Genomic DNA, 22,455 nt, shown 5'->3' on the forward strand with positions numbered 1-22,455 from the left:
GCAGCATGAAGATGTTCAGCAAGGAAGGTGTGGAGATGGTGGACATCAAGTCCATCACCCGCGATGAGCAACGACTGGTCATCAAGGGCAAGGTGATGGGCGCCATGACCACTACCATCCTGGTCCACCCACAAGACTGCTGGCAGGCCGCCCGCCTGCTCGGTATCGGCGGGATCCTGCGCTTGCCTCTGATCCTGTTCCAGGGTTGGCTGGCCACGCGCAGGACAACCCGGGTGAAACGCTGACGCTCATCCAGTGCGAATGGGGCGCGACCGAGGTCGCGCCCCATATTGCCTCCTCACGTCTTGATGAAGTAACGCACCCACAGCCTGCCGTCCTGGAAACGGTACAGCTCGATGGTCTCGATACCGCCGCTGCCGTCGCGCAACGCGTTGCGATGATGGCAGGCAGCTTCCTCGCCGTTGATGATGGTTTGCTTGACCTCAATGCGAAAACGCGGCTGCTGGTTTTCCCACATGCCTTCCAGGATCTGCCATGGATCGGTCGGCAAGGCACGGCCGACGTACTCGATGCTCAGGCTGGCGGGCGACATCCGCCGGTAATGCTCGAAGAACCCCTCCTTGTCACCGTTGTTCCAGCATTCGATCTGGCCATGCAGGAAATGCTCGATGGCTTCTTGCGCACTCATTGATTTCTCCTCGGTTGCCATGGGCGGATCTGGCCCGCCGGACTTTTCACACACCTGTTCAGTGTTCAGGCGTGCTGCTGTTGGACCGTGACCACCGCTGCCGGCCGTAGCCAGAGCAGGATCGACGGGCCGATGATGGAACAGGCCAGGCAGCACAGCAGCACTGCCAAATAACCGTCGTAAGCCTCATAGAGGTAGCCGAAGAACACCGGCATCAACCCCGAGACGATGGTGATCAACCCCAGGTGCAGGCCGAAGATCCGCGCGTACTCGCGCAGGCCGAAATAACGCGCCATGAGAAGCGCCGCCAGGTCGAACTCCGCTCCAGCGCTGACGCCGATGCACAGGGTGGCGAGCACCAGCAGCGCTATGCTTTGCACGCCGCCGAACAGGAAAATCGCACAACCTATGGCCGGCAGTGCCAGACTGATCACCGCGACCAGGATCGGCGAGTAGCGATCCAGCAGATACCCCACCAGCAAGCGCCCGGCGATGATGGAAATGCCGAAACTGCTGAACACCTGGCTCGCCACTTGGGCGGAAAGCCCCTTGCCCTGCAACATCGGCACCATATTGGTGACCATGCCGACGGTCAGACACACCGAGAGGATCAGGGCAACGTTGAAACTCCAGTAGACCGGCGAGCGCAGCGCCTGGCTGAAGCTGAGACCGTCCAACTGGGCTACCGTCTCGCTTCCCCCCGGCAACGCCGGCTCCAGTTCGCCCGGCAGGCGCATCCACAGCAATGCCATCGGCAAGGTGAACAGCAGCGGCAGCGCGGCCAGGGTGAAGAAACCCGCCTGCCAGCCGAACTGGGCGATCAGCCTGGCCAGCAGTGGCGGCAGCAGCACCGCCATCAGCCCGGTACCGCAAAGAATGACCGCCAGGGCCAGGCCACGGTTGCGCTCGAACCACAGGTTGACCAGTTGCGTCCAGGTAATGGCGATGGTTCCCGCGCAAACCAGCGGCATGGCGAAGAACGCCAAGTACAACCAGCCGATGGAATGCTCGATGCAGGTGATCGCCGCATAGCCGATCACCTGCATCACGATCGACATGATCGCCACCCGGCGCAGGCCGAAACGGCGGTACAGCGGGCCGACCAGTTGGGTAGAGATCGCCACGCCGGCGAACAGGAAGGTAATCGACGCCTGCAGTTCACCCCGGCTCCAGCCAAAAGCCTGTTCGAGGGGAATCACCAGGGTGCCGAAGCCGTAGAGCAGACCCGCGCTGATACTGGTGCAGATACCGACGAGGCCAAGCAGCAGGATGCGCCAGCCGCGCTTGAACTCGGTGAGGTCGATGGCCGCCCGCTGGGGCGAACTGGATGTATCGGACATATGAGGACTCCTATCTCGGACCGCCGTGTCAGTCGGGCCGTACGGATCGGGCTCAATGCCCCTTGAGGATTTCTTCGACCTTGGGCATCGCCACCATGGTGGCGCCACCGTCGACCAGCAACGAAGTGCCGGTGATATAGGAAGCCTCGCTGGAAGTCAGGAATAGTGAGGCGGCGGCAATATCGGCCGACTGTCCCAGGCGTGGCACGGGGAAGCGCTCGGCCAGTCGATGCGGCAGTTCCTCCCCCAGGGTTTCGAGCATATGGTCGGTGCCGATCAGCCCCGGCTCGATCACATTGACCAGGATGTTCAGCGCACCGAACTCCACCGCCAACCCACGGGCGAAGGCATTCATGAACGCCTTGCTGGAACTGTAGGGGATCAGCGTCGGCGTGTATTTGCGATTGGCCTCGCCGGAGGAGATGAAGATCATCCGGCCCTTGTCCTGGGCCCTGGACAGGTGGGGCGCGGCATCCTTGGCCAGCCAGAACAGCGACTGGATATTGCTGCGCACCAGATGATCGAAGGTCTCGTCCGCCATCTCGGCGATCAGCCCAGAGGCCGTATCGGCGGCGCAGTGCACCAGGATATCCAGTGCCCCAAAAGCCTCGATGGCACCGTCGACCATCGCCCCGACTGCCGCACGATCGGCGATATCGCCGCCGACCAGATGGGCCTCACCGCCCAGCGCGGTGATCTGCGCAATGGTTTCCTCGCCATGCCGTGGCGTACGTGCCGACACCACGACCCTGGCACCTTCGCGGGCGTAGGCCAGGGCGATTGCGCGGCCCATGCCACGTCCGGCGCCGGTGACCAATACCACCTTTTTGTCGAATCTCATCACCTGGTTCCTTATTGTTCTTGTTCAGGATTGTTCTTGCTCGGGTCGCCCCTGTCCGGAATGGTTCGCGCCCGCGGTCAACGAACCGCGGGCGTCGGCTCAAGCCGGATCAGATATCGGCGCCCGGCACGTTGCGCGCCGAGCCGTTGCGCCGATCCGACTCGCCCCAGGCCAGCCAGTGCGAAGGCTTGCGGGTGTCGCCGACCCGTTGCCAGCGCCCTTCCTGTTGCGCGGTGACGGGGAAGCCGCCAACGAAGTCGATCATCTCGCCCCTGGGGTCGGGCAGGAATTCCCACTCTTCCTCTCCCTCGATGACGATCCGCGCCGACTCCAGGAAGTAGCTGCCGTCCTTGTGTCTGGTCTGCCCCTCGATATCGGTGGTCACGCGCACTTCGCCCTTGTCGTTGCTGAAGATCGCATAACCCAGGTGATCATGGCCGACCATGAAGGAGCCTGCCTCCCAGCTACCGTCCTCGTACAGGTTGGCGAACGACCACCAGATCACGTGCTTGTTGTTGTTGACCACCAGATCCTTCTGGAAGTGGATCGCGCCCCCCTCGGCCATGTAGAACTGGTCGAGCGCCATCGCGCCCCTCACCGGCCGTCCCTCGCAGACACCGGACAGCTCCCACAGCTGCGAGACGTAGAAGGTGCCCCACTCCACGCCGGGCAAATACCACTGCAGGCCCGGGCCAAGCAGGCGGCCTTCCAGCTGGAACAGGCCATCTTCGCGCCAGGTCAGGCGCTCGCTGTTGGCGGTGATTTCCCAGCCGTTACCCGCTTCGCCGGGCAGGTTGGTCCAGCGCACCGTGTCGCCTTCCAGGGTCTGTACCGGTAGTGGCGTCAGCGCCTGGCGGGCCATCTTCTCGTGGTCCATGCGCAGGTTGACGCCATCCACATGGTTGTTCAGGTAGTAGAACTTGGTCGGGTTGGGCGTACCGCCCGGGGCCATCAGCGAGCGCACGAAGGAATAGATGTTGCCGTCCTCGTCGCGCACCGAACCGAATGGCGAGCTTTTGCTCAGGCGCAGACCGAAAAAGCCACGGCTGCCGGCCATCGCCGCGCCGGTCACCTTGTGTGGGCCGACCAGTTGCTGGAAACCGAAGTCGCCGCGCTCGGGAATCGTCTTGAACGTTCTCATGGCATTCGTCTCTTGTCGTTGTTGTCGAAAGGTTCGCGAGGCGTGACCGGGTTCAGTCCCAGATCACCGGGAGCGTGGAAACGCCGCGCAGCTGCGCGCCCTCGATGACGGGCGCGGGCTGCGACGGATCCAGGCGGATATTGGGGAACAGGTCGAGGATGGCGTTGATCGAGCAATTGATCTCGACCTTGGCGATAAACTGGCCGATGCACATATGCGGGCCGAAACCGAAGCCGAAGGACGGCTTGAGCTTGCGGTCGATGTCAAACACATCGGGGTTCTCGAAGGCATCCGGATCACGGTTGGCAGATACCACCATGCACTGCACGAAGGAGCCCTTGGGAATCTTCACGCCATGGAACTCGACGTCCTTGGCTGTCTCGCGCACCTTGAAGGTGGCCACCGGCTCGTAGCGGGTGGTTTCGTCCATCAGCTTGGGAATCAGCGAGCGATCAGCCTTGACCCGCTCCAACAGGCCCGGGGTGGTGAGTAGCATGGCCATCACCGAGCCGAACATGCGTGTGGTGGTTTCACCGGCGGCGGGCAGCAGCGAACGGGTGAAGGTGATGACTTCATGGTCGTCCAGGGTCCGCCCTTCGTATTCGGCACGCAGCAGGCGGCCAACCACGTCATCGCCATGGCTGCCCTCGGCGCGGCGTTGCACCACCACGCCCTGGATGGCGTCGTACAGGCCCTTGACCGCGATACCGGCCTGCTTGCGCGCCTCGGCCATCTTCGCCGGGTCGATCTGGTTGCCCCCGACCATGGCCAGCGCCCAGGCGGCGTATTGCTTGTACTTGGAGGGGTCATCGGTGGGGAAGCCCATCAGCGCGTACATGATGCGAATCGGCAGTTCCAGGCCGAACTCCATCAGGTCGGCTTTCTTCTGCGGCACCAGCGGCTTTAGGTATTCCTCGCGGATCGCCTCGTCGATCTGCCCGCGCCACTTGTTCACGCTCTCGGGCATGAAGGCCGGTTGCAGCAGCGCGCGCACCTTACGGTGCGCCTCGCCGTCCATGGCCAGGATCACCAGGCCGTCGAAGAAGGCGCCGAGGCCTTCGGCAATGAACCCGCTGGTGTAGGTGTTGCCGTCGCGCAGCACGGCCATCACGTCCTGGTACTTGAACAGGGCGAAGGTCGGCCGAGTTCCCTGCTGGATACCGGCGTTGGTCGGTACGCCGAACTGGGTGATGAAGTCGCCCTCGTAGATCGGTGACTTCAGGAGCTGCTCGCGGCACACCTCATGGATGTCCAGATCGGTGCCACGGTAGGTCTCGGAAACGGCGGTGTAGTTATTCTTGAGGTCTAGGGCGGAGGCGGTGCTGGTACTCATCGGATTCAACCACTCTGTGGAATTGTTGTTGTCGGAAGTCGAGTGACGCCGGTACGCAGACCGGCCATCAGGCTGGCGGAAGCGCGTGCCCCGTTGCGGTTTTCATTTGGAAACACGCCGGTTCGCTCGCCCAACCGCAAGTAAAGGTATCCTTTCGGAGACACCGATCTGGGATACTAACGGGCTGCCTTTTTTCTGCGGCCCGATTCGTTTTACCCAGGGTCAAACGAAGTGCATCGACCATTGTCGTGATAAGGAGAAAAGGGTGAACCCTGCCGAGCAGAACGAACCAGGAAAACGCAACACACTCCGCCGCCTGATCGAGGCCGCACGCCTGGAGTTCGCTGACAAGGGCCTCGCCGGCGTACGTATGGAGGAGCTTGCCCGCGAAGCGGGGATCACCAAGCAACTGATCTATCACTACTACGGTTCCAAGGAGGGACTGTTCGTCGCCGTGCTGGACGAATGCTCCGAACGGGTCATGTCCGAGCTGGTGGCACTGGATGTCGACTCGCTGCCTCCCAGGCAAGCCATGCGCGCGATGCTCAACCACTTCTTCGACCAGTACCGTCATGACCCGCTGCTCGGCGCCCTGGCCCTGGAAGGCATCCACTACCACGATACCCACCAGACGCCGCGCAACCGCTTCCTCGAACTGACGCCGACGCTGATCGACAAGCTCGACGGCATCCTGCGCCGCGGCGCCGTGGCCGGTGACTTCAAGACCGACATCAACCCCCGGCTGTTTCTCGCCACCGCCGCGCTGGTGACCACCGGCTGGTTCACCAACCGCTATTCGATGTCGGCATTGGCCGGCCTGGACACTGTCTCGGAAGAAGGGATGAGCACCTGGCGCCAGTACTCGGTGGATTTCATCCTGGCGAGCATTGGGCAGAACCAGAACGACCACAGCGACTGAGGCCGCAGCGGTCGCTCCATTCGATGCCAGCTGTTACTTACCTGCTTTCGCCAGGTAGCGCTTCACCCGGCCGGCCGCCAGCCGCCCAGCCATGCCGTTGACGCCGCCGCCCGGGTGAATGCCGGCACTGCCCAGGTACAGCCCTTCGATCGGCAGCGTGTCGCCACCCAGCCCGTAGGCCGGGCGCATGGCGCTGGAACGCATGGACGTGGTATCGATATGCACCACGCAACCGTTCACCGTGTTCAGGCGAGCGGTGAAATCCGGCGCCGCCTCGATCCAGCGACCGATCACATGCCCCTGGATGCCCTCCACGTATTCGGACAACTGCTCGACCACCTGATCGGCCACCCGCTCCCTGAGCGCGTCCCAGCCTTCGCGCGGGGCGACCGGCATCACCGGCGGATAGATGTAGAGCACGTCCTGGCCCGGCGGCGACTGCGAGGGATCCACCGAGTTGGGCGCAACCATGGTGATGTACGGTAGGCGCGGTACTTCGCCACGGGCGCTGGCGGCGAAGTTCTCCAGCACCGCCTCTTCCGTGCCGATCATCAGGCAGGCTTTGCGCAAATCGACGCCGTCACCCCTGGCCGCCTCGAAGCGCGGCACGGAGATCTGCCCGTCGAGCGCTAGGTCGACCTTGAGCGGCCCCGAGCCCCTGGCGTTGGCCGGCGCCAGGGCGATACGGGTCAGCAGGTTTCTCGGCATTTCACCGGCGCTGACCATCTCCAGCGCCACTTTGGGGTGACAACCGGCAATGACCGCGCGCGCCGTGAATTCACGCCCGTCGGCCAGCCGGACGCCGCGAACCTTGCCCTGACTGGCAAGGATTTCTTCGACGCGGGCCGAGGTCATGACCTGGCCGCCCAGTTCTTCCAGGCGCGCACGCATGGCATTGCTGAGCTGCTGCATGCCACCGATGACCCGGCCGACGCCGAAGCGATGGAGGAACCCCAGCAAGGCATAGTAGATGCCGCCGCCGTCGGCACTGATGTCACCCGCCAGGCCGGTCAGCGCGCACATCGCGGAGATGGTCACCGGATGCTCGAAGCGCTCGCGCGCGGCCTGGTGCGCGGAACCGGTCATCAGCGCCATCAGCTCGGGCTTGTGCTTGCGCCGCTTGAGTGCGGTTCCCACCATCTTCAGCTTGGCCATCAGGTTGGTGCGTGCCGGATCGACTCGCATCATCGGCAGGGCGATGTCGAGAAACAGGTCGATGACCTTCATGAATTCGAGGAACGCCTCGGCATCTCTGGGACTGTAACGGCGAATTTCCGCAGCGGTCTGCTGGCGATCACGCCAGAACACCAGCGAGGTGCCATCCGGGTGCAGGTAAACGTAGCCCGGCGACAGCTCGATCGACTTGAAACCGTGCCGTTCGAGTTCCAGCTCACGGGGTACGTGGGCATGCACGCGCATGGACATCATGTCCATGGCGCAGGGGTGCACCAGGTGCTGTGGCGCCTCGGGGATCAGGTAGCCCGATGAAGCCATGCCGCCGACCTTGTCCAGCGCTTCGAGCACCAGCACCTTCTTGCCATCCATCCCTAGATAGCAACCAGCCGACAGACCGTTGGTGCCACCACCCACGATAATTACATCGAAATCCGTGTTGTCATTTTTCATGGTTTGATTGTTCTTGTTCATTGCTGTTGTGAGTAAGCGCCAGGCGGCCTGACAATCTCTCGCTGGGACGCTTTACCGCTTGCCAGAAAGCTAGGGCCCTGCCCTTCAGCAGGAAGGCAACGCTAGCAACAACCTCTTGGCAGCGGTTGTTCATCGTTTTACCGGCAGTAAAACAACTCCCCAGCGTTCCCTGCGACGCACGACACAGCTCTCGCCGGCATCACCCTCGGTGACCACGAATAAAGTTTTAAAGGGAATGGCCGATGAAATCGCAACGACCGAAGAGATACGCTTGGTCTCTCCAGACACTGACATGCTCACCCAGGTCCATTCGGATCGCTGCGGAGTGAGCATCAGCTCCTGGGTGCAGGACCTAGCCGGCTCTACCGGCCCGGCTTCGCCTACATGCTATTGCGGCCCATCTGGGCGAACAGTTTACGCATCGCGACTAGTGACGGAGTGTGGCTACTGAAGCCGCCATCGGCCACCAGGGTACTGCCAGTGATGAACGACGATTCGTCGGAGGCGAGGAAAGCCACCACGTCCGCGATTTGCCGTGGGGTACCCAACTCGGGCGTGCAGTGGTTGTCACGCATGATTTCCAGCAGGGCCTCAGGCAATGGGTGCTGCGGCGCAAGACCAATCTGCACAGCGTTGCCGCGAATCCCTTGCTTGCCGTACTGCGCGGCAACCAGTTTGGGCAGCATCAGCAACGCCGCCTTGGAGGTGGCGTAACCAGTCAGCGACATATCTCCCTGCACCCCCAGACCAGAGGTGGCGAAAATAATCGAGCCGCCAGCTTGCTCCAACATCACCGGGACGACGTGTTTGGTACATAGCACCGCTCCACGCAGGTTGACAGCGATGGCCCGGTCGAAAGCGCCCATGTCGAGATTCGCCAGGTCGCAATCGCGCTGCCGCTGCTCGGCATTGAGCACCGCAGCATTGTTATGCAGCACGTCAATGCGACCGAAATGGTCTTTGACCTGGCCAACCATGGCGTGGACATCCTCTTCCGACGAAACATCGGTACGGATGCCCAACGCCTCGTGACCAGAAGATCGCAAGGAAGCCGCCACTTCCACAGCAGCCTCTCCATTGATGTCGACTAAGGCGACAGAGGCACCATGGGAGGCTAATACCCGCGCGCATTCGGCCCCCAGTCCGCCACCGGCGCCGGTGACAATCGCAACACGTCCAGACAGTTTTCCCATAGTGGTCATGACCTTGTTCTCCACCCCACTTTCAACTCGTTCCCGTTACTCACCGGTGAAGCGCGGTTCGCGCCGCTCGGCAAATGCCAGTGCGGCCTCGCGCCGATCCTTGGTTGGTGCCAGGAGCGCGAACAGGTCCAACTCAAGATCAAGCCCGCGCTTGATGTCCAGCTCCAACGCAGCCCGCGCGGCCTGCTTGACGTATGCCGAAGCGGCCGGCGGCTTGGCAGCTATCAGCCGAGCAAGTGCTGCGACCTCATCAAGCCAGTTGGACTCGTCGCTCGCCAGGCGAGTGACCAGGCCAATTCGGCGGGCCTCATCGGCTCTCACGCGCTCGCCAGTCAACAACAGATCCATGGCCAAGCCCGGAGCCACGACTCGCGCCAGGCGCTGGGTTCCACCGCCGCCAGGGATGAGTCCCAGCCCGGTTTCCGGCAGGGCGAACACTGCATTCGGTGCAGCAAATCGGATATCACAGGCTAGAGCCAACTCGAGCCCTCCCCCCATGCAGTACCCATGAATGGCGGCTATCACCGGCTTGCAGATGCCGTCCAGGGACTCGATCCAGCGCGAACGCTCCATACGTTGGCGAACCTGTATGGCCGACTCTTCACCACGTTTTTCCTTGATGTCCGCCCCAGCACAAAAGCCTCGTTCACCCTCACCGCGAATCAGGATGACCCGCACCTGCGGGTCGGCTTCCAGCAGCCCTAGGGCCTTCGGTACACCAAGGCGGATATCGTCGTTGATCGCATTGATCTGCCCGGGTCGGGTCAGCACGATCCAGCCCAGAGCGGAATCTCGTTCGACGCGGACAGACTCATTGATCAACAGCGGATCCAATGCATCCGAACCGGAGGTCATACACTCACCTCCTCGAACTCGAACACTTGGCCGTCCAGCTCCCTAGGATCGACCTTGATCAGCGGCCGGCCACCAACTGCCTCGCTCGACTCGATCCACCGGAAAGCTGTACCCCGCGCACGCAGATCTTCGGCCTTGGCTGCCAGGTCGTTGACGCCGATACGGATGTAGTACGGGCCCGGGCCCCAATTGTTCAAGTAGTGGCCGGCATCGGTGTTCCATTGAGTTGCCTCAAGCACATCGAGGGTCGCACTGTTGGCAACAGTAAAGCCCATGCGCGCACGCCGGTAACCTTCCTCTCGCAGTTGTTCCACCGGACCACTGGGTTCCCAGTCAAGGTTAGTGGACACCTTGCGCAAGGTCTCGTCCAAGTCACGCACCAGGAAGCCGCGAGCAGTCACCCGCACCATACTGCCGGGCGCTAGATCGCGAGGTTGTGCCGGCGGCAGGGTGTAGGTTTCCGCCGGCATCTGCAGCGGTTCGGTCTCCATGATCTCGATGCATAGACCACCGTCGACCGAGGGCTGGTAATACGGCCGCTCCGGCGTGGCGCCGAGCCACAGGCGATCAAATGGCATCTCCGGCGTGCGCTGTGCCATGCGGAACGGCAGGCGGCGACGCATCAGCTTATCTACCAGCACAACGAACTTCTCGCGATGCAGAGCCAGGACGATGGAGTGGGTAATCATCGGCCGGTGATGCCCCTGATAGTCCTTGAGGCTTTCCAGGAAATCGTGGAACAACGGGTCTCCGGGATTCGGCTTGTCGAGGTGCCACTGCGGCTCAATGCGCGTCGGCGCTACCGCCAGGGATTTGTGCACCCTCAGAAAATGCGCGATGTAGGGATGGTTGTCGAACGCCTGCCGCCACCGCTCATGCTTATAGATACCAAGCTTGTCTACCAACTTCTCGGCCATCCCGTCAGGATCCGGCACCATCATGTCGGCGCTCATCAACAATTCGAACATGCGATTTTCCTCTTGTCGTCGGCTAGGCACGGCGGAATGCCACTGAGCATCCGCCCCTGCGGACTGGATTGATCAATGGGCGGTAGCAGCCTGGGTATTCGCGTCTGTACCTTTCCCGAGAGAGACAGGCGCTGTGCTACCAGCCACTTGGGGCTCCGCGGGACGTGCTTTGGGGTTGAGCAGGAAGTGGGACAGGGCCGGGATGAGAACAAGGGCGCCGAGCATGTTCCAGAGGAACATAAAGGTCAGCAGGATTCCCATGTCAGCCTGGAACTTGATGGGTGACCAGGCCCAGGTAACGACCCCCGCCGCCATGGTCAAACCGATCAGGGCAACCACTCTGCCGGTAAAGTCGAGGGAGCGCCGATAAGCCACGATCAAGCTGCCACCACGCTCCTGCACCGCCAACTGCACACTGAGCAGATACAGGGCATAGTCGACGCCGACGCCCACGCCCACGGCGATGACCGGTAAGGTCGCTACCTTCAGGCCAATGCCCAGCCACACCATCAAAGCCTTGCAGATGATGGTCGTCATCAGCAACGGTATCAGCGCTACCAGCGTGGCGCGCCAGCTACGGAAGGTGAGTAGGCAAAGTAGAGCCGTGGCGCCGTATACCGCCAGGTACATGGTGACGATGCCCCGCTCCACCTCGATATTGGTAGCAGCCTCGATACCGGCGTTACCGGCAGCAAGGAGGAACTCGACCGGTTGCTCTCCAGTGCTGACGTTATTCTGTTTGGCGAACTCCTCGGCAACCCGCAGCACGCGAGTGAGCGTGTCAGCCTTGTGATCAGCCAGGTAGGCAATCAGCGGTGTAACCGAACATTTCTGGTTGGTGATTCCCGGTGCGGAGATCATCGCCGAATCGACCGAGGAGTTGGTGATTGCCTGGTCGCGACTGATGGTCAGCCACTTGCCACTACCTTCAGCCATGCCCGCAGTGAAGAAACGGACGGTCTCGGCCAGCGAACTGGTGGTCTGCACTCCCTCAGTCTGGCGCAACTGCCAAGCCAGCCGGTCCATGGTCTGCAACGGTTGGTAAAGGCGGCAGTTGTCCTCATTGGTCTTCATGATCACCACGAACTGGTCGCTAGACAGCCCATAGTTAGCGGTGATGAATGCGTTGTCCCGGTTGTAGCGCGAGTCTGGCCGCAACTCCGGCGCCCCAGGGTCAAGGTCACCGACCTTGAGGTGAAGCATGACCACACTGCAGGCTGCGGTAACGATAACGGACAAGGCGATCACGCCGATCGACCAGGGACGCTCGGTGAAACGGTCAAGACCATGCCAGATATGGCCGAGGAATCCGCGGTTAGACTCCCCGGCGCGATCCTTCTCAATGGCGATCCGTGCAGCCTTCTGACTTACCCCGAGATAAGACAGCGCTACGGGGATCAGCAGCAATTTGGTGAAGATCAGCACAGCCACACCGATACTAGTGGTCAAGGCCAGGTCGCGAATTACCGGGATGTCGATGATCACCAGGACGGCGAAGCCGACGATATTACACAGCAACGCTGTCAACCCGGTCAGGAACAAACGGCGGAAGGTGTAGCGGGCAGCGATGTACTTATGTGTGCCACGTCCGATGTCCTGGAGAATGCCGTTCATCTTCTGCGTGCCATGGGAAATCCCTATGGCGAAGATCAGGAACGGCACCAGGATCGAGTAAGGATCCAGTTCGTAGCCGAGTAACTCCATCAGGCCAAGCAGCCAGATTACGCCAGCCACGGCGATGCCAACCAGCAGCAAAGTGCTGCGCAGGCAGCGGGTATAGAAGTAGACGAAGACTGCGGCGATGATCACCGACGCGCCGAAGAACAGCATGACCGCATAGAGGCCATCGATCAGATCACCGACCAGTTTGCTGAAGCCAACGATATGGATACCAATCGACTCGCTCTCCATCGACCGTAACTGGTTCTCCAACTGGCTGGAGAACTCACGGTAGTTCAGCGGCTGGCCAGTCTGGGGATTGGTTTCCAATAAGGGGGCGACAATCATGCTGGATCGATTGTCGTTGGCCACCAGGCTTCCCAAGATGCCTGCGCGCGCGATATTGCGCCGAAGCTTGTCGATGGACGTCGGGCTACCGTTGTAATCGGCAGGCATCACCGCACCGCCGTCGATACCCTCCTCGGTGACCTCCTTCCAGCGCACGATCGGCATCCACAGAGATTTCATCCAGGACCGATCGACCCCAGGAATCAGGTATAGGGTGTCATTCACCTTCTGCAGTGCGGTCAGGTAGTCATGGTCGTAGATATCTCCCTGCTTGTTCTCCACCACGATCCGCACGCTGTTACCGAGCCCCGGCAACTCGCTCTTGTAGGCAAGATAATTTTTGATGTACGGGCTGGTGCTAGGAATCATCTTTTCGAAGCTGGCATTGACCTGCAAGCGAGTCGCATGGAAACCCAGCACCAGGGTGGCAACAAGGCATACCAGCAACACCAGGATGCGATTGTTGAAGATCACTCGCTCGAGATACCCGCCGGAGGTCATGTCGAAATCCCGAAGGTTAGGGATCACCGGCATTCCACTGTTGTACTTCTGCTCGACCATTTCTACGTTCTCTCTGGAGGGTAAGCCGCTGGTTTATTTCGCCGTAGCGATCTGCACTACCCGTGCGCCGGCATAGGTAGCAACAAGCAAGTGGCCATCCTGTCCAGTTCGGCTCGCCGCATAAACTTCGCTGGAGCGCATCGGCTCGAGGGGCCGCACCAGCAATGAACTCGGTTCGAGTACCGCCAACCGCCCGCTCTGGCTGACCAGCACCAGCGAACCCGCTTCCTCAACCAGGCCCACCACACTGCTGTCCAATCCGGCTTCCACCTTGCGCCAGTCCCGGCCATCATCCTGGCTGGCATACAGATTTCCGCGCAGGCCATAGGCAAGCAGCAAGCCATCATGCGCGGCAACACCAAAGAAGGTTCCGCCATAGGGCGTCTCGACTCTAACGAAGCGCTGCGACTCGGCGTCCAAGCGCATCAGTAGCCCTTGCTCACCACAGGCGTAAAACTGACCGTGGTGTTGGGCAAGCCCATAGAGATGCATCCGCCGCTCGTTATCTGCGCGCTCAATCCAGGGCTCCCAGGTGGCTCCTGCATCTTCGCTGCGCAGCATGAGTCCGAAAGCGCCGACTACAAAGCCGGTACCCTTGTCATCGAAGGAGACATCGAGCAACGGGGTGGGCAAGACATCCGGTGTCGCAGAGGTTTTCATTGCTAGGTCAATTTCACGCAGCAAGTCGCCAGCCTGCTGATCTCCGGCTTTCTCTGCTCGCGAGTAGTACTCGCGCAGCAACACAAGCACCTGTCTTCCATCCAGGCGTACCTGCCAGCTCCGACCACCGTCACCGCTGTGCAATAGCAAAGCGTCGTGGCCGACAATCCAGCCATTCTTCGGATCGGTGAAGCGTACTTGCACCAGGTCGCTGGAAACTGGACTGGGAACCTGGCTCCAATTCTGGCCATAGTCTTCCGAGCGCAGGATCACACCATGTGGACCGACACCGAGCAGTGCCTCGCCCGAGTAGGTCACAGCAACCATTGGAGGGCGTATATGGGGGCTTATCTTCAGAGCAGGCTTGCTCAGGACGTCATGCCCGACAACCGTCGCCGCACCAGCAAACGACGAAGCGGACAGCAACAGAGAGGTCGAAGCCACAGCCAACAGTACCTGCCGGCGAACTTGCCATCTGCCAGTCAGCAGGCGGTGCATCGAGTGGATCAGGTCACGGCAAGGGCTTGTCATTGTTATTTTCCTCAACCACCGGGCGCGTCCGGCCAAAGCAACCACACCGGCGCGCCCATTTCTTGTCATCTGCCCACGCAAGCAATATCGCGCAGGCTCACAGTCAACGCTGAGTGACGCGGGAAACGATCGCCTCCGGGTTCATCTGACGTTCCGAATAGGGCACATCGGTGAAGCGATAACCACCTTTAAGCGCATCGTTCAGCAGTGCCCACATCCCCTTGTTGAAGTCGTATACGACGTTTTTAACGTTGTACGGGATGTTCTTGTCGTAGATCTGCACGCCACTGAGGAAGATCGACCGGTACAGTGCACCGCTCTTGTCCCAGGCGTCGTAAAGGCCGATGCCGAAGGTATCTTCGTCGAGGTAGTAGGTACGCTTGCTGTAGACGTGGCGCATGCCCGGCTTGAGCGTGGCTTCGACCACCCAGACACGGTGCAGCTCCCAGCGCTCGCAAGCGGGGTTGGCGTGACTCTTGAGGAATTGCTCGTCCTGCTTGCAGCCGAAGTAGAACTTGTAGGCGTTATAGGGAATGTACATTTCCTTACGGCCTACCAGTTTGTAGTCGAAGCGGTCCTGGCTACCAGAGAACATCTGCAGCTCATCGAACAAAGTCACTCCACCCTGGCTAGCTACAGGAGTGTCGAAGTTGAACTCAGGGGCCAACTTGACCCGGCGCTGCCCTGGGGTGTAGCTGAAGGAACGGCGCGGCTTGGATTCCGGATCGAGGAAATCGTTGAGGACGATCACCTCTCCCGCCCGCCGCGCGGGGAAGTTGTTCAGCGAATACACCCTGGCGTACATCATCGGATCGCGATCAGCCTGGCTGGTCTGGTAGAACGGCGTTTCTTCGAAGGTCGCCTGCTCGGCGGTCTTAGTCACTTGGCCATTCGTATCTATCACCCAGCTATTGGAAGAGCTGGTGGTGGAATAGCCCGGACCAATCTTGTAGCGCAGTTGCTGATTCCACATCACCTCGTTGCCGTTCTTCGGGATAGGGAACGGCAGGCCGCCACGACAGGCAGGGTCGACCGCTAGGCCATCCTTTTGCACCTGGCAACCGGTGGCATTGCGTAATGTGGCGTTTACCACTGCGTCGGGATAGGCGGTTGTCCGATGGCTTGGGTAGATATCCATGTACCAAGTATCAGGATTGCGCTTGAGGAGGGCCTTTTGTCCCTCACTGAGCTTGTCCGCGTACTTGTCGGCATTCGCAGCAGTGATGCGGAACAGGGGTTTCTCATCCTTGAAGGGATCGACCCAGAATCCACTGTCCGGCTGGAACCCAGGCGGGGCCTTCTTCAGCCCCCCCTCATAGGCAGGGATGGTGCCATCGGCATTACCAGCTTTGATCGCCCCCCAGGGCGTCAGGTCCTTGCCAAGTTCAGCGGCTTCCTGCTGGCTCACTGCAGCCAGTACCGGCAAAGAGAGTCCACTAAAGGCAAGGGCTAAGGCGAGTCGAAGTTTCATGACCAGTCTCCGTTCTTGGAATTATTAAAAGGAGGTTTTGTAGGTGAAAACCAACCAACCACGGTCGGTACCGCCAACGTTACCGTTGCCATTGACCATCCGCTCGCCATTGGCATTCAGGGAGTTCTTCTCCTGCGCGGATACGTCGGCATAGCGCAGACTGAATTCATGTTCCTGGCGGTAGGTCATCTTGGCACCGACCGACCATGAAAGCGCGCCCTCACTGCCACCGCCTGCGCTGGCGGCATTGCCATGCAGGCCATAGTTAATGGTCAGCGGCACATCAAGGGTCCACGATGGCAAGATTTCGACATATTGCGGGGTGTAGTTCAGCGCCACTGCATAGTAATCACGGGTAGAGCAACCATCGGATTTGTCACCCTTACCACCGGTTTGAACATCTACGCATTTGTAGCCTTCTCCCTTGTACAGCTCCTCGTGCTCCGTCACCTTATCCAAATGGCTGTAAGCGAACTCAGTAACCAGCGTTGCGTTATCGGCGATGAAGTTACGCGGCACACCGTACACGGCGTTGGCCACGAAGTGGATGGTGTCGCCACGCGGCCCCTCGTCGTCCAGCAGGCTAACCCCCGTAGCATTGAGCGCCCCATCCTTGCGATAGGACAGCTCAGCACCTACTGCAGCGCTGCCGATAGCCCGGGAAGCACTGACCCCCAACAACTTGACATCCCGCGGATAAACCAGTCGATATTGGCGATGAGCAGCATCCACCTGTGGCGATAGCCAGGGTTGGTAATCGTCGAACTGGCGATAGTAAGCACCGAAGGTAGTTTCGATAGCCTCGACATTTAGCTTGGCCATCACTCCCCAGTTCTCGCCATCGCGCCCACGCTTAGAAGACGCATGATTGAGATTGAAGCCTGGAGCCGCAGGCAACCTGTCAGGGCCTTCGAAGAAGGGGTCGGCTGCGCCGAAGTAGGTTCCACCGTACGGGAAGCGGGTGTTATCCCACTCGTAGAAATACTGACCGGCAATGGAGAGGTTGTCGGTGACTTGGGCTTTCGCCGAAATCTGCCCGATCGGCAGGAATACCTCTTTAGTCTCAATACCTGGACTGGTCACTGCTTTCATGCCATCGGTAGGTGCCTGGGAATAAGACACTGCATGGGCGCCGAACAGTAGCCCCTCCCCCCAGTAGTTGGTGTGCCGGCCAACCTTGACGTTGACGGGCGTCTGCCCCAACTGAAAGTTGCTCCACACAAAGGCATCCAGGATTTCACCGGAGGGGCCGAGTGCATAACGTTTGGTTTCGGAACTGTATCGATCCCGGTTGTAACTGGTCGAATAGCCCGGGACGTTACTCTTCACGTCAGTATCGTGGTAGGCATCGTCGTACCAGGCCGCGGCGCTCAGGCGTGCGCCGTACTGATCGCGGAAGGAGAGGTCAATCTCACTGAGCAAATCAAGGCGATTGGTGACGATATCGCCTTTGTCGAACTTGCCATCGGACTCGTCGTAGTTCGGGTTGTTCATGATCTTGTGATCCTGCCCCTCAGTCCGAACCCCGAGGTTGTACCGCACGGTGTTGTCCCAGCGCAGTCGCAGGTCGGGGTTACCGACATCGATATCCATCGCCATCACGCCACCGACCTGCCCCATTACAGCCAAGGCCAGACCGCTGAGAACGAGGGACTTGCGCCCAGACATCTTCATTGCCATCGCGTTCATCTCAGATCCTTTTATTTTTATTTTCAAACACTTAGGAGCGGAATCGCACTACTGCCCCTACCGGCCTCGCCTGAGCCCCTCGGCAATTTATGTACAACAATCGCAGAAACGTTCCATCAAACCTATCAGCACCCTAGCCGACTACTGCAAAAAATTCCATATGCAGATTTCAATTCTATACTCAGAATAATACACGCGCACTGAGCTCCCTGCTTAGAGGCGCCCCACGCTCCCGGAATACACGCAGCTTGGCCCCATATAGGACCTTCACAGACGCCGGGCCAGGCAGAGTGCGAGAGGCGAACACAAAATAAACACAACGAGTTTTTTTGTTCAATATTTTCTTTAAAAAACCCGCTCCCTAGGATTTAATGCGGCTCAACAGGCTGGCATCCATCGGATACCTTCGGCCATCGGCAACAACAGGAGACTCCATGCACATCGACCTCAGAGGTAAACGAGTCATCGTGACCGGCGCGTCGCGAGGCATTGGTAAGGCAATCGCCCAAGCATTTGCCGACGAAGGCGCGAAAGTGGCTATTTGCGCCCGCACCTTGGAAGCTGTGACGAGCGCTGGCCAGGAACTGCAAAGAACCGCGCAGGCCGTCATTGCTCGTGCCGTCGATGTCACCGATACAACGAGAGTCAAGGCATTTGTCACCGAGGTGGCCGAGACCTGGGGCGGAGTGGACGTCCTGGTCAACAATGCAGGTCAAGGCAAAGGCGGCAACCTGGACACCCTGACGCCAGAGGCCATCCTCGAACACGCCAATATCCTGCAGATGGGTCACTATCGTTTCGTCCAGGCAGTGGTTCCATACATGCGCGCTCAGCACTGGGGACGGATCATAGAAATCAACGCCCTCGCCGGGAGCGTGCCCACCCCGGACGGCATCCCCTCGGTGATCAATCGAGCCTCCTGCATCGCCCTCTCGCGCTCACTGGGCATGTCCCTGGCGCGAGACAACATCCTCGTCAACAGCCTGAACATGGGCTGGATCGACACCGGGCAGTGGGAGCGCCATTACAAAGAGATGCCACCAGGCGTAAGCCGCGAGGAGTTCAACGAGATGGTACTCAAGGTGGTTCCACTCGGCCGCTTCGGCAAGCCTGAGGACGTCGCCGGCATGGCTCTGTTCCTGGCCAGTGAGTACGCTGCGTTCATCAGCGCCGCGTCCATCGATATCAGCGGCGGCATGGGTGGGCAGATAGCCTATTTCCCGACTCTCAAGCGCGATTTCGTCGAAACAGCCCGGAAACGCAACGAACAAGCCTGAGAGAACCGATCCCCGCCTCAAACGAAAGGAGCAGAACAACATGACCCAGGCGATCTACGACATCCCTCTCAAGAGCATCGAAGGCGATGCCCTGACGCTCAAGCGCTTCAAGGGTAAGGTACTGCTGGTGGTGAACGTTGCTTCGAAGTGCGGGCTCACCCCCCAGTATGCTGGTCTGGAAAAGCTCTACGAGGACAAGGGTGCGGCCGGGCTCGAGATCCTGGGCTTTCCAGCAAATGACTTCAAGGAACAGGAGCCCGGCAGCGACGAGGAAATCAAGGCATTCTGCGAACTGAACTACGCCGTCCAGTTCACCCTGTTCTCCAAGATCGCGGTGACCGGCGAAAACCGCCATCCCCTGTATCGGCTGCTGACGGAGGCACAACCACACACCGTTGGCGAAGGTCCGATGCGTGAACGTCTCAAAGGCTATGGCATAGAAGCCGGACCGATTCCCGCGGTACTGTGGAACTTCGAGAAGTTCCTGGTCAGCCGTGACGGACAGGTGGTTGGCCGCTTCGCCCCGGATGTGGCGACGGACGATCCGCGTCTACTTCAGGCCATCGAAATCGAGCTGAACAAGCACTAGAAACTGCCCCTGATCGCATGCATCGAGCCGAGGCGGGCTGTGCACTCCCTCTCGGCCGATGTCTACCAGCGCGTTTAGGAAGCACATGCCATGATCAGGAACTGCCGGAATGCCTGGGCGGGCTCCGGTAGGTCGGCGTCGGGATGCCAAACCAATCCGAGTTCCATGGGCGGAATGGCATCGGCTAATGGACGCGCCTCGATTTTCTTGCCCTCCAGGGACCAGGCGCGATAAAGCATGTCGGACAGGATGGCGACGCCAAAACCGTGCGCCACTAGACCACGCAGGGCTTCCATCGAAGAGGTGCGGAACGCCACCTGTGGCGCTAGCCCCTGCGCCTCCCAGTAACGGTTAGTCGAGACATCCCCCTCGTCCACTGTGGCCAGAATATAGGCGTGCCCGGCGACATCCTCGAGAGTGACGGAGCTCGCCGTCATCAGAGGATGCTGGCTAGCAAGCCAGAGCTGGCGCCGAGAACGGATCAGTACATGATGCTCGAAGCGGGACAGATCCTGACTGTTGGAGGTGATCGCCAACCCCAGGTCAAGGCAACCGTCGGCCACTGCAGCCTCGATGCTTGAACGGTCCATGTCGATGAGGTCGATTTCCACTTGAGGGTAACTGCGCTTGAAGCGCGCCAAAAGCGCCGGTAGGAAGTAGCCTAGCACCGTGTAAGACGCCCCGACCCTCACGACTCCCTGCATCGAATGACCGAGCAACAGCGGCTCACTGAGGGCATCCTGCAGGGTATCTAGAATATGTCGGGCATGCAGGGCAAACTTGTGCCCCTCGGCAGTCAGTGCCACTCCATAAGGTAAGCGCTCGAACAGACTAGCCCCCAACGTTTCCTCAAGCTGCAGGACGGCCGCAGTGATTGCCGATTGCGATACATGCACCTTGAGTGCGGCCTGGGAGAACTGGCCGGCGTCAGCTGCCGCTACGAAGTAACGGAGTTGCCGCATGGAGATGTCCTTGCCTTTTACCATCTGCTTTCCGATACACGCCCCTTATTTTTACGAATCGCCTTCGTGATCGCGCTGGTTAGAGTTGGGCTTAGACGAAAACACCGCTGTGCCCGGTGTTCCTGCGACCGTTCACCTTTCAGTTGCTAGCCAACAGGCATTTGCTGATCGAGCAGGTCGCCTATGGTGCCGGTTTCCAGAATGCCGCTGCTTTCACCGCAGCCTTTCGCATCGAAGCCGGATTGATAGCAGAGGAGTTCCGTCGCCAGCGCAACAATTACAGTCCCTCTTAGCGGAGCGGCAGTACAGTCCGCTCCGCACCCCAGCAAGCATTAGGCTTCTTAACGCCAGGATGCGGATCGCGGCACCCAAACGGCTCAGCGTTTGATGCGTGCAGTGATCTTCGCGTGCGGGCCGGCCGCTTGTGCTGCCCAGGCTTCAGCGGCCTGGTCCAGGGTGTAGTCCATATAGTCAATCCAAATTTCCTGCTCCTTGGCGATCTTCAGGAGACGCCGCCAGATCTGCTCACGCTCGATCGGTGGACGCTGACCGGTGCCTATACAAGACAACGAGCGAAACAGCAGGTCGGCAATGTCCAGGTTGACCTGCCGGCCCGCCCCGGTACCGATAGTCATAATCCGCGCCCCCCAGTTGGTGGCCTTCAGGGCGGTGAGCAACGGTTGGCCACAGACCAGATCGAGGACCACATCGAACCCACCGTCGGCGGCATCCTTAAGTGCGGACACGTCGTCCGCCCTCCCCAGAGTTACCACCTCATCAGCTATACCGCGTGATTTCAGGCCCAACAGGGCTTGCTCCGAGCGTGCGGCACCCACCACTTTACCCGCCCCCATACCACGCGCCAGTTGTAAAGCGATCTGACCCAGGGTACCGGTGGCCCCCAGGATGAGCACTTTCTCGCCCTTCTGGATCTCGGCTTTCTCCAACGGCACTATGGCCCCAGTAGCGGCGATGCCCATGCTGATGGCGGTCTTGTCGTCGACGTCGTCCGGTACCTCCCACACCTCGGGAGCAGGTACCAGGGTACGCTCGGCCCAGGCCCCGAATGGCGCTACCGAGCGCTCACCAAAATACACGCGGCGGCCATCGCTAGCGTGCCCCACGCCCTCTCCACGAATCACGCAGGGATACTCAACCCCTAGGCGGTAGGCACCGAGCACATCCCAGCCACCGAGACCGGCGGTGTCGACGTCGATCAGGACCGCGCCGTCCTGCAACTCGGGCTCACAGAAATCACCCACCAACGGTAGGGCATTGCGTTCGGAAATCACAGCAGCACGCATACAGCCTCCTTCTTGTTTTTCTACACGAACTCAGAAGCAGACTAATTGAACATATTTTAATAATTTGTCCAGAAAATTATCCGTGCACTACGCTGCCCCGCCTGAAGTGTGGATACCCCCAGCGTCAGCAACAACAACGGGCCGATCAGGAAGCAGGCGAACTAGAAGCGTGGCTATCACTGATCAGGAACAACAAGGCAAACAGCAAGGGCGCGGCAGCAGCGCCAGCGGTAACCAGCCCCAGGTACACGCCGAACAAGCGAGCGTAATCACGCATGCCAAAGTATCGGGCGATAAGGAACGCTGCGATGTCGAACGCCGCGCCGGCGCCAATCGGGTATCGCCGAAACGCAGAAATCCATTACCGAAAGGCACAGACGAAACCAAGGTATTAGATTTTCAGATACCTGTAAGTAATTTTTATCACTCAACAAAAAATGAACACTAACCAATACTTCGTTCAATAAAATGCGATACGTCCTGGCGCGGTCGCAACGACAAGAACCATT

At 60.1% G+C, this 22,455-nt stretch carries 20 protein-coding genes and 1 pseudogene; 4 read left to right on the top strand and 17 right to left on the bottom strand.

Going from position 1 to position 22,455, the window contains the following annotated elements; all coding sequences use genetic code 11:
• Positions 1-5: 5 nt before the first annotated feature.
• On the top strand, positions 6-245 hold the full coding sequence (locus tag ACYCAX_RS15900; RefSeq protein ID WP_049311163.1) for a hypothetical protein: 240 nt from the start codon (positions 6-8) through the stop codon (positions 243-245).
• 53 nt (positions 246-298) lie between these two features.
• Here the strand turns inward: ACYCAX_RS15900 and ACYCAX_RS15905 are convergent, their stop codons facing one another.
• From ACYCAX_RS15905 to ACYCAX_RS15925, 5 genes are all read right to left on the bottom strand, one after another.
• Positions 299-649 (bottom strand): nuclear transport factor 2-like protein, encoded by a 351-nt coding sequence (locus ACYCAX_RS15905; protein WP_033970191.1) that lies wholly within the window; start codon positions 647-649, stop codon positions 299-301.
• 65 nt (positions 650-714) lie between these two features.
• The gene (locus ACYCAX_RS15910) at positions 715-1,989 is read right to left on the bottom strand and encodes an MFS transporter (RefSeq protein WP_049311164.1); all 1,275 of its coding nucleotides are present in this window, start codon (positions 1,987-1,989) and stop codon (positions 715-717) included.
• A gap of 52 nt (positions 1,990-2,041) precedes the next feature.
• Positions 2,042-2,830 (bottom strand): SDR family NAD(P)-dependent oxidoreductase, encoded by a 789-nt coding sequence (locus ACYCAX_RS15915; protein ID WP_043158254.1) that lies wholly within the window; start codon positions 2,828-2,830, stop codon positions 2,042-2,044.
• Positions 2,831-2,939: 109 nt separating this feature from the next.
• Positions 2,940-3,971 carry a hypothetical protein gene (locus tag ACYCAX_RS15920; protein ID WP_049311165.1) on the bottom strand — a complete coding sequence of 344 codons (1,032 nt, stop codon included), beginning with the start codon at positions 3,969-3,971 and terminating at the stop codon, positions 2,940-2,942.
• A 52-nt stretch (positions 3,972-4,023) separates the two neighbouring features.
• Positions 4,024-5,304, bottom strand: a complete 1,281-nt coding sequence (locus ACYCAX_RS15925) for a cytochrome P450 (protein ID WP_033970185.1) — start codon at positions 5,302-5,304, stop codon at positions 4,024-4,026.
• Between the two features lie 265 nt (positions 5,305-5,569).
• Here ACYCAX_RS15925 and ACYCAX_RS15930 point away from each other — a divergent pair, with 265 nt between their 5' ends.
• Complete coding sequence (locus tag ACYCAX_RS15930) at positions 5,570-6,223, top strand: TetR/AcrR family transcriptional regulator (RefSeq protein ID WP_033970184.1); 654 nt, start codon at positions 5,570-5,572, stop codon at positions 6,221-6,223.
• A gap of 33 nt (positions 6,224-6,256) precedes the next feature.
• Here ACYCAX_RS15930 and ACYCAX_RS15935 read toward each other — a convergent pair whose 3' ends face one another.
• From ACYCAX_RS15935 to ACYCAX_RS15975, 9 genes are all read right to left on the bottom strand, one after another.
• Positions 6,257-7,870 (bottom strand): phytoene desaturase family protein, encoded by a 1,614-nt coding sequence (locus ACYCAX_RS15935; protein ID WP_049311166.1) that lies wholly within the window; start codon positions 7,868-7,870, stop codon positions 6,257-6,259.
• Positions 7,871-7,999: 129 nt separating this feature from the next.
• Complete coding sequence (locus ACYCAX_RS15940) at positions 8,000-8,203, bottom strand: hypothetical protein (protein ID WP_152904803.1); 204 nt, start codon at positions 8,201-8,203, stop codon at positions 8,000-8,002.
• A gap of 47 nt (positions 8,204-8,250) precedes the next feature.
• Positions 8,251-9,072, bottom strand: coding sequence for an SDR family NAD(P)-dependent oxidoreductase (locus ACYCAX_RS15945; RefSeq protein WP_033970178.1), 822 nt, complete (start codon positions 9,070-9,072; stop codon positions 8,251-8,253).
• 36 nt (positions 9,073-9,108) lie between these two features.
• Entirely contained in the window at positions 9,109-9,927 is an 819-nt protein-coding gene (locus ACYCAX_RS15950; protein WP_033970177.1) for an enoyl-CoA hydratase/isomerase family protein, read from the bottom strand.
• Positions 9,924-10,895 (bottom strand): VOC family protein, encoded by a 972-nt coding sequence (locus tag ACYCAX_RS15955; RefSeq protein ID WP_033970176.1) that lies wholly within the window; start codon positions 10,893-10,895, stop codon positions 9,924-9,926. The genes ACYCAX_RS15950 and ACYCAX_RS15955 overlap by 4 nt, the downstream gene beginning before the upstream one ends.
• Positions 10,896-10,967: 72 nt before the next feature.
• A complete protein-coding gene (locus ACYCAX_RS15960; protein WP_033970175.1) occupies positions 10,968-13,463 on the bottom strand; it encodes an efflux RND transporter permease subunit in 2,496 nt (831 codons plus the stop codon).
• 33 nt (positions 13,464-13,496) lie between these two features.
• Positions 13,497-14,621 (bottom strand): WD40/YVTN/BNR-like repeat-containing protein, encoded by a 1,125-nt coding sequence (locus ACYCAX_RS15965; protein ID WP_235565025.1) that lies wholly within the window; start codon positions 14,619-14,621, stop codon positions 13,497-13,499.
• 136 nt (positions 14,622-14,757) lie between these two features.
• Positions 14,758-16,125 (bottom strand): DUF1329 domain-containing protein, encoded by a 1,368-nt coding sequence (locus tag ACYCAX_RS15970; RefSeq protein WP_049311167.1) that lies wholly within the window; start codon positions 16,123-16,125, stop codon positions 14,758-14,760.
• A 24-nt stretch (positions 16,126-16,149) separates the two neighbouring features.
• Complete coding sequence (locus tag ACYCAX_RS15975) at positions 16,150-17,814, bottom strand: DUF1302 domain-containing protein (protein ID WP_152904804.1); 1,665 nt, start codon at positions 17,812-17,814, stop codon at positions 16,150-16,152.
• A gap of 434 nt (positions 17,815-18,248) precedes the next feature.
• On the opposite strand from ACYCAX_RS15975, the gene ACYCAX_RS15980 reads away from it, so the two are divergent.
• Together ACYCAX_RS15980 and ACYCAX_RS15985 are read left to right on the top strand one after the other, a co-directional pair.
• Positions 18,249-19,091, top strand: a complete 843-nt coding sequence (locus ACYCAX_RS15980; RefSeq protein ID WP_033970170.1) for an SDR family oxidoreductase — start codon at positions 18,249-18,251, stop codon at positions 19,089-19,091.
• Positions 19,092-19,131: 40 nt separating this feature from the next.
• Entirely contained in the window at positions 19,132-19,680 is a 549-nt protein-coding gene (locus ACYCAX_RS15985) for a glutathione peroxidase (protein WP_049311168.1), read from the top strand.
• Positions 19,681-19,754: 74 nt separating this feature from the next.
• Here the strand turns inward: ACYCAX_RS15985 and ACYCAX_RS15990 are convergent, their stop codons facing one another.
• From ACYCAX_RS15990 to ACYCAX_RS16000, 3 genes and pseudogenes are all read right to left on the bottom strand, one after another.
• Entirely contained in the window at positions 19,755-20,666 is a 912-nt protein-coding gene (locus ACYCAX_RS15990; RefSeq protein ID WP_049311169.1) for a LysR family transcriptional regulator, read from the bottom strand.
• A 353-nt stretch (positions 20,667-21,019) separates the two neighbouring features.
• Entirely contained in the window at positions 21,020-21,946 is a 927-nt protein-coding gene (locus ACYCAX_RS15995) for a quinone oxidoreductase family protein (protein WP_049311170.1), read from the bottom strand.
• 56 nt (positions 21,947-22,002) lie between these two features.
• Positions 22,003-22,277, bottom strand: a pseudogene (locus ACYCAX_RS16000) (hypothetical protein); the annotation flags it as partial.
• Between the last annotated feature and the right edge of the window lie 178 nt (positions 22,278-22,455).

It is taken from the genome of Pseudomonas sp. MT3, from assembly GCF_054720805.1.

Excerpts from the sequence above, each read along its gene's own strand:
- ACYCAX_RS15900 (WP_049311163.1), top strand. The coding sequence starts at position 6 with ATGAAGATGTTCAGCAAGGAAGGTGTGGAGATGGTGGACATCAAGTCC.
- ACYCAX_RS15905 (WP_033970191.1), bottom strand. The coding sequence starts at position 649 with ATGAGTGCGCAAGAAGCCATCGAGCATTTCCTGCATGGCCAGATCGAA.
- ACYCAX_RS15910 (WP_049311164.1), bottom strand. The coding sequence starts at position 1,989 with ATGTCCGATACATCCAGTTCGCCCCAGCGGGCGGCCATCGACCTCACC.
- ACYCAX_RS15915 (WP_043158254.1), bottom strand. The coding sequence starts at position 2,830 with ATGAGATTCGACAAAAAGGTGGTATTGGTCACCGGCGCCGGACGTGGC.
- ACYCAX_RS15920 (WP_049311165.1), bottom strand. The coding sequence starts at position 3,971 with ATGAGAACGTTCAAGACGATTCCCGAGCGCGGCGACTTCGGTTTCCAG.
- ACYCAX_RS15925 (WP_033970185.1), bottom strand. The coding sequence starts at position 5,304 with ATGAGTACCAGCACCGCCTCCGCCCTAGACCTCAAGAATAACTACACC.
- ACYCAX_RS15935 (WP_049311166.1), bottom strand. The coding sequence starts at position 7,870 with ATGAACAAGAACAATCAAACCATGAAAAATGACAACACGGATTTCGAT.
- ACYCAX_RS15940 (WP_152904803.1), bottom strand. The coding sequence starts at position 8,203 with ATGCTCACTCCGCAGCGATCCGAATGGACCTGGGTGAGCATGTCAGTG.
- ACYCAX_RS15945 (WP_033970178.1), bottom strand. The coding sequence starts at position 9,072 with ATGACCACTATGGGAAAACTGTCTGGACGTGTTGCGATTGTCACCGGC.
- ACYCAX_RS15950 (WP_033970177.1), bottom strand. The coding sequence starts at position 9,927 with ATGACCTCCGGTTCGGATGCATTGGATCCGCTGTTGATCAATGAGTCT.
- ACYCAX_RS15955 (WP_033970176.1), bottom strand. The coding sequence starts at position 10,895 with ATGTTCGAATTGTTGATGAGCGCCGACATGATGGTGCCGGATCCTGAC.
- ACYCAX_RS15960 (WP_033970175.1), bottom strand. The coding sequence starts at position 13,463 with ATGGTCGAGCAGAAGTACAACAGTGGAATGCCGGTGATCCCTAACCTT.
- ACYCAX_RS15965 (WP_235565025.1), bottom strand. The coding sequence starts at position 14,621 with ATGCACCGCCTGCTGACTGGCAGATGGCAAGTTCGCCGGCAGGTACTG.
- ACYCAX_RS15970 (WP_049311167.1), bottom strand. The coding sequence starts at position 16,125 with ATGAAACTTCGACTCGCCTTAGCCCTTGCCTTTAGTGGACTCTCTTTG.
- ACYCAX_RS15975 (WP_152904804.1), bottom strand. The coding sequence starts at position 17,814 with ATGAACGCGATGGCAATGAAGATGTCTGGGCGCAAGTCCCTCGTTCTC.
- ACYCAX_RS15980 (WP_033970170.1), top strand. The coding sequence starts at position 18,249 with ATGCACATCGACCTCAGAGGTAAACGAGTCATCGTGACCGGCGCGTCG.
- ACYCAX_RS15985 (WP_049311168.1), top strand. The coding sequence starts at position 19,132 with ATGACCCAGGCGATCTACGACATCCCTCTCAAGAGCATCGAAGGCGAT.
- ACYCAX_RS15990 (WP_049311169.1), bottom strand. The coding sequence starts at position 20,666 with ATGGTAAAAGGCAAGGACATCTCCATGCGGCAACTCCGTTACTTCGTA.
- ACYCAX_RS15995 (WP_049311170.1), bottom strand. The coding sequence starts at position 21,946 with ATGCGTGCTGCTGTGATTTCCGAACGCAATGCCCTACCGTTGGTGGGT.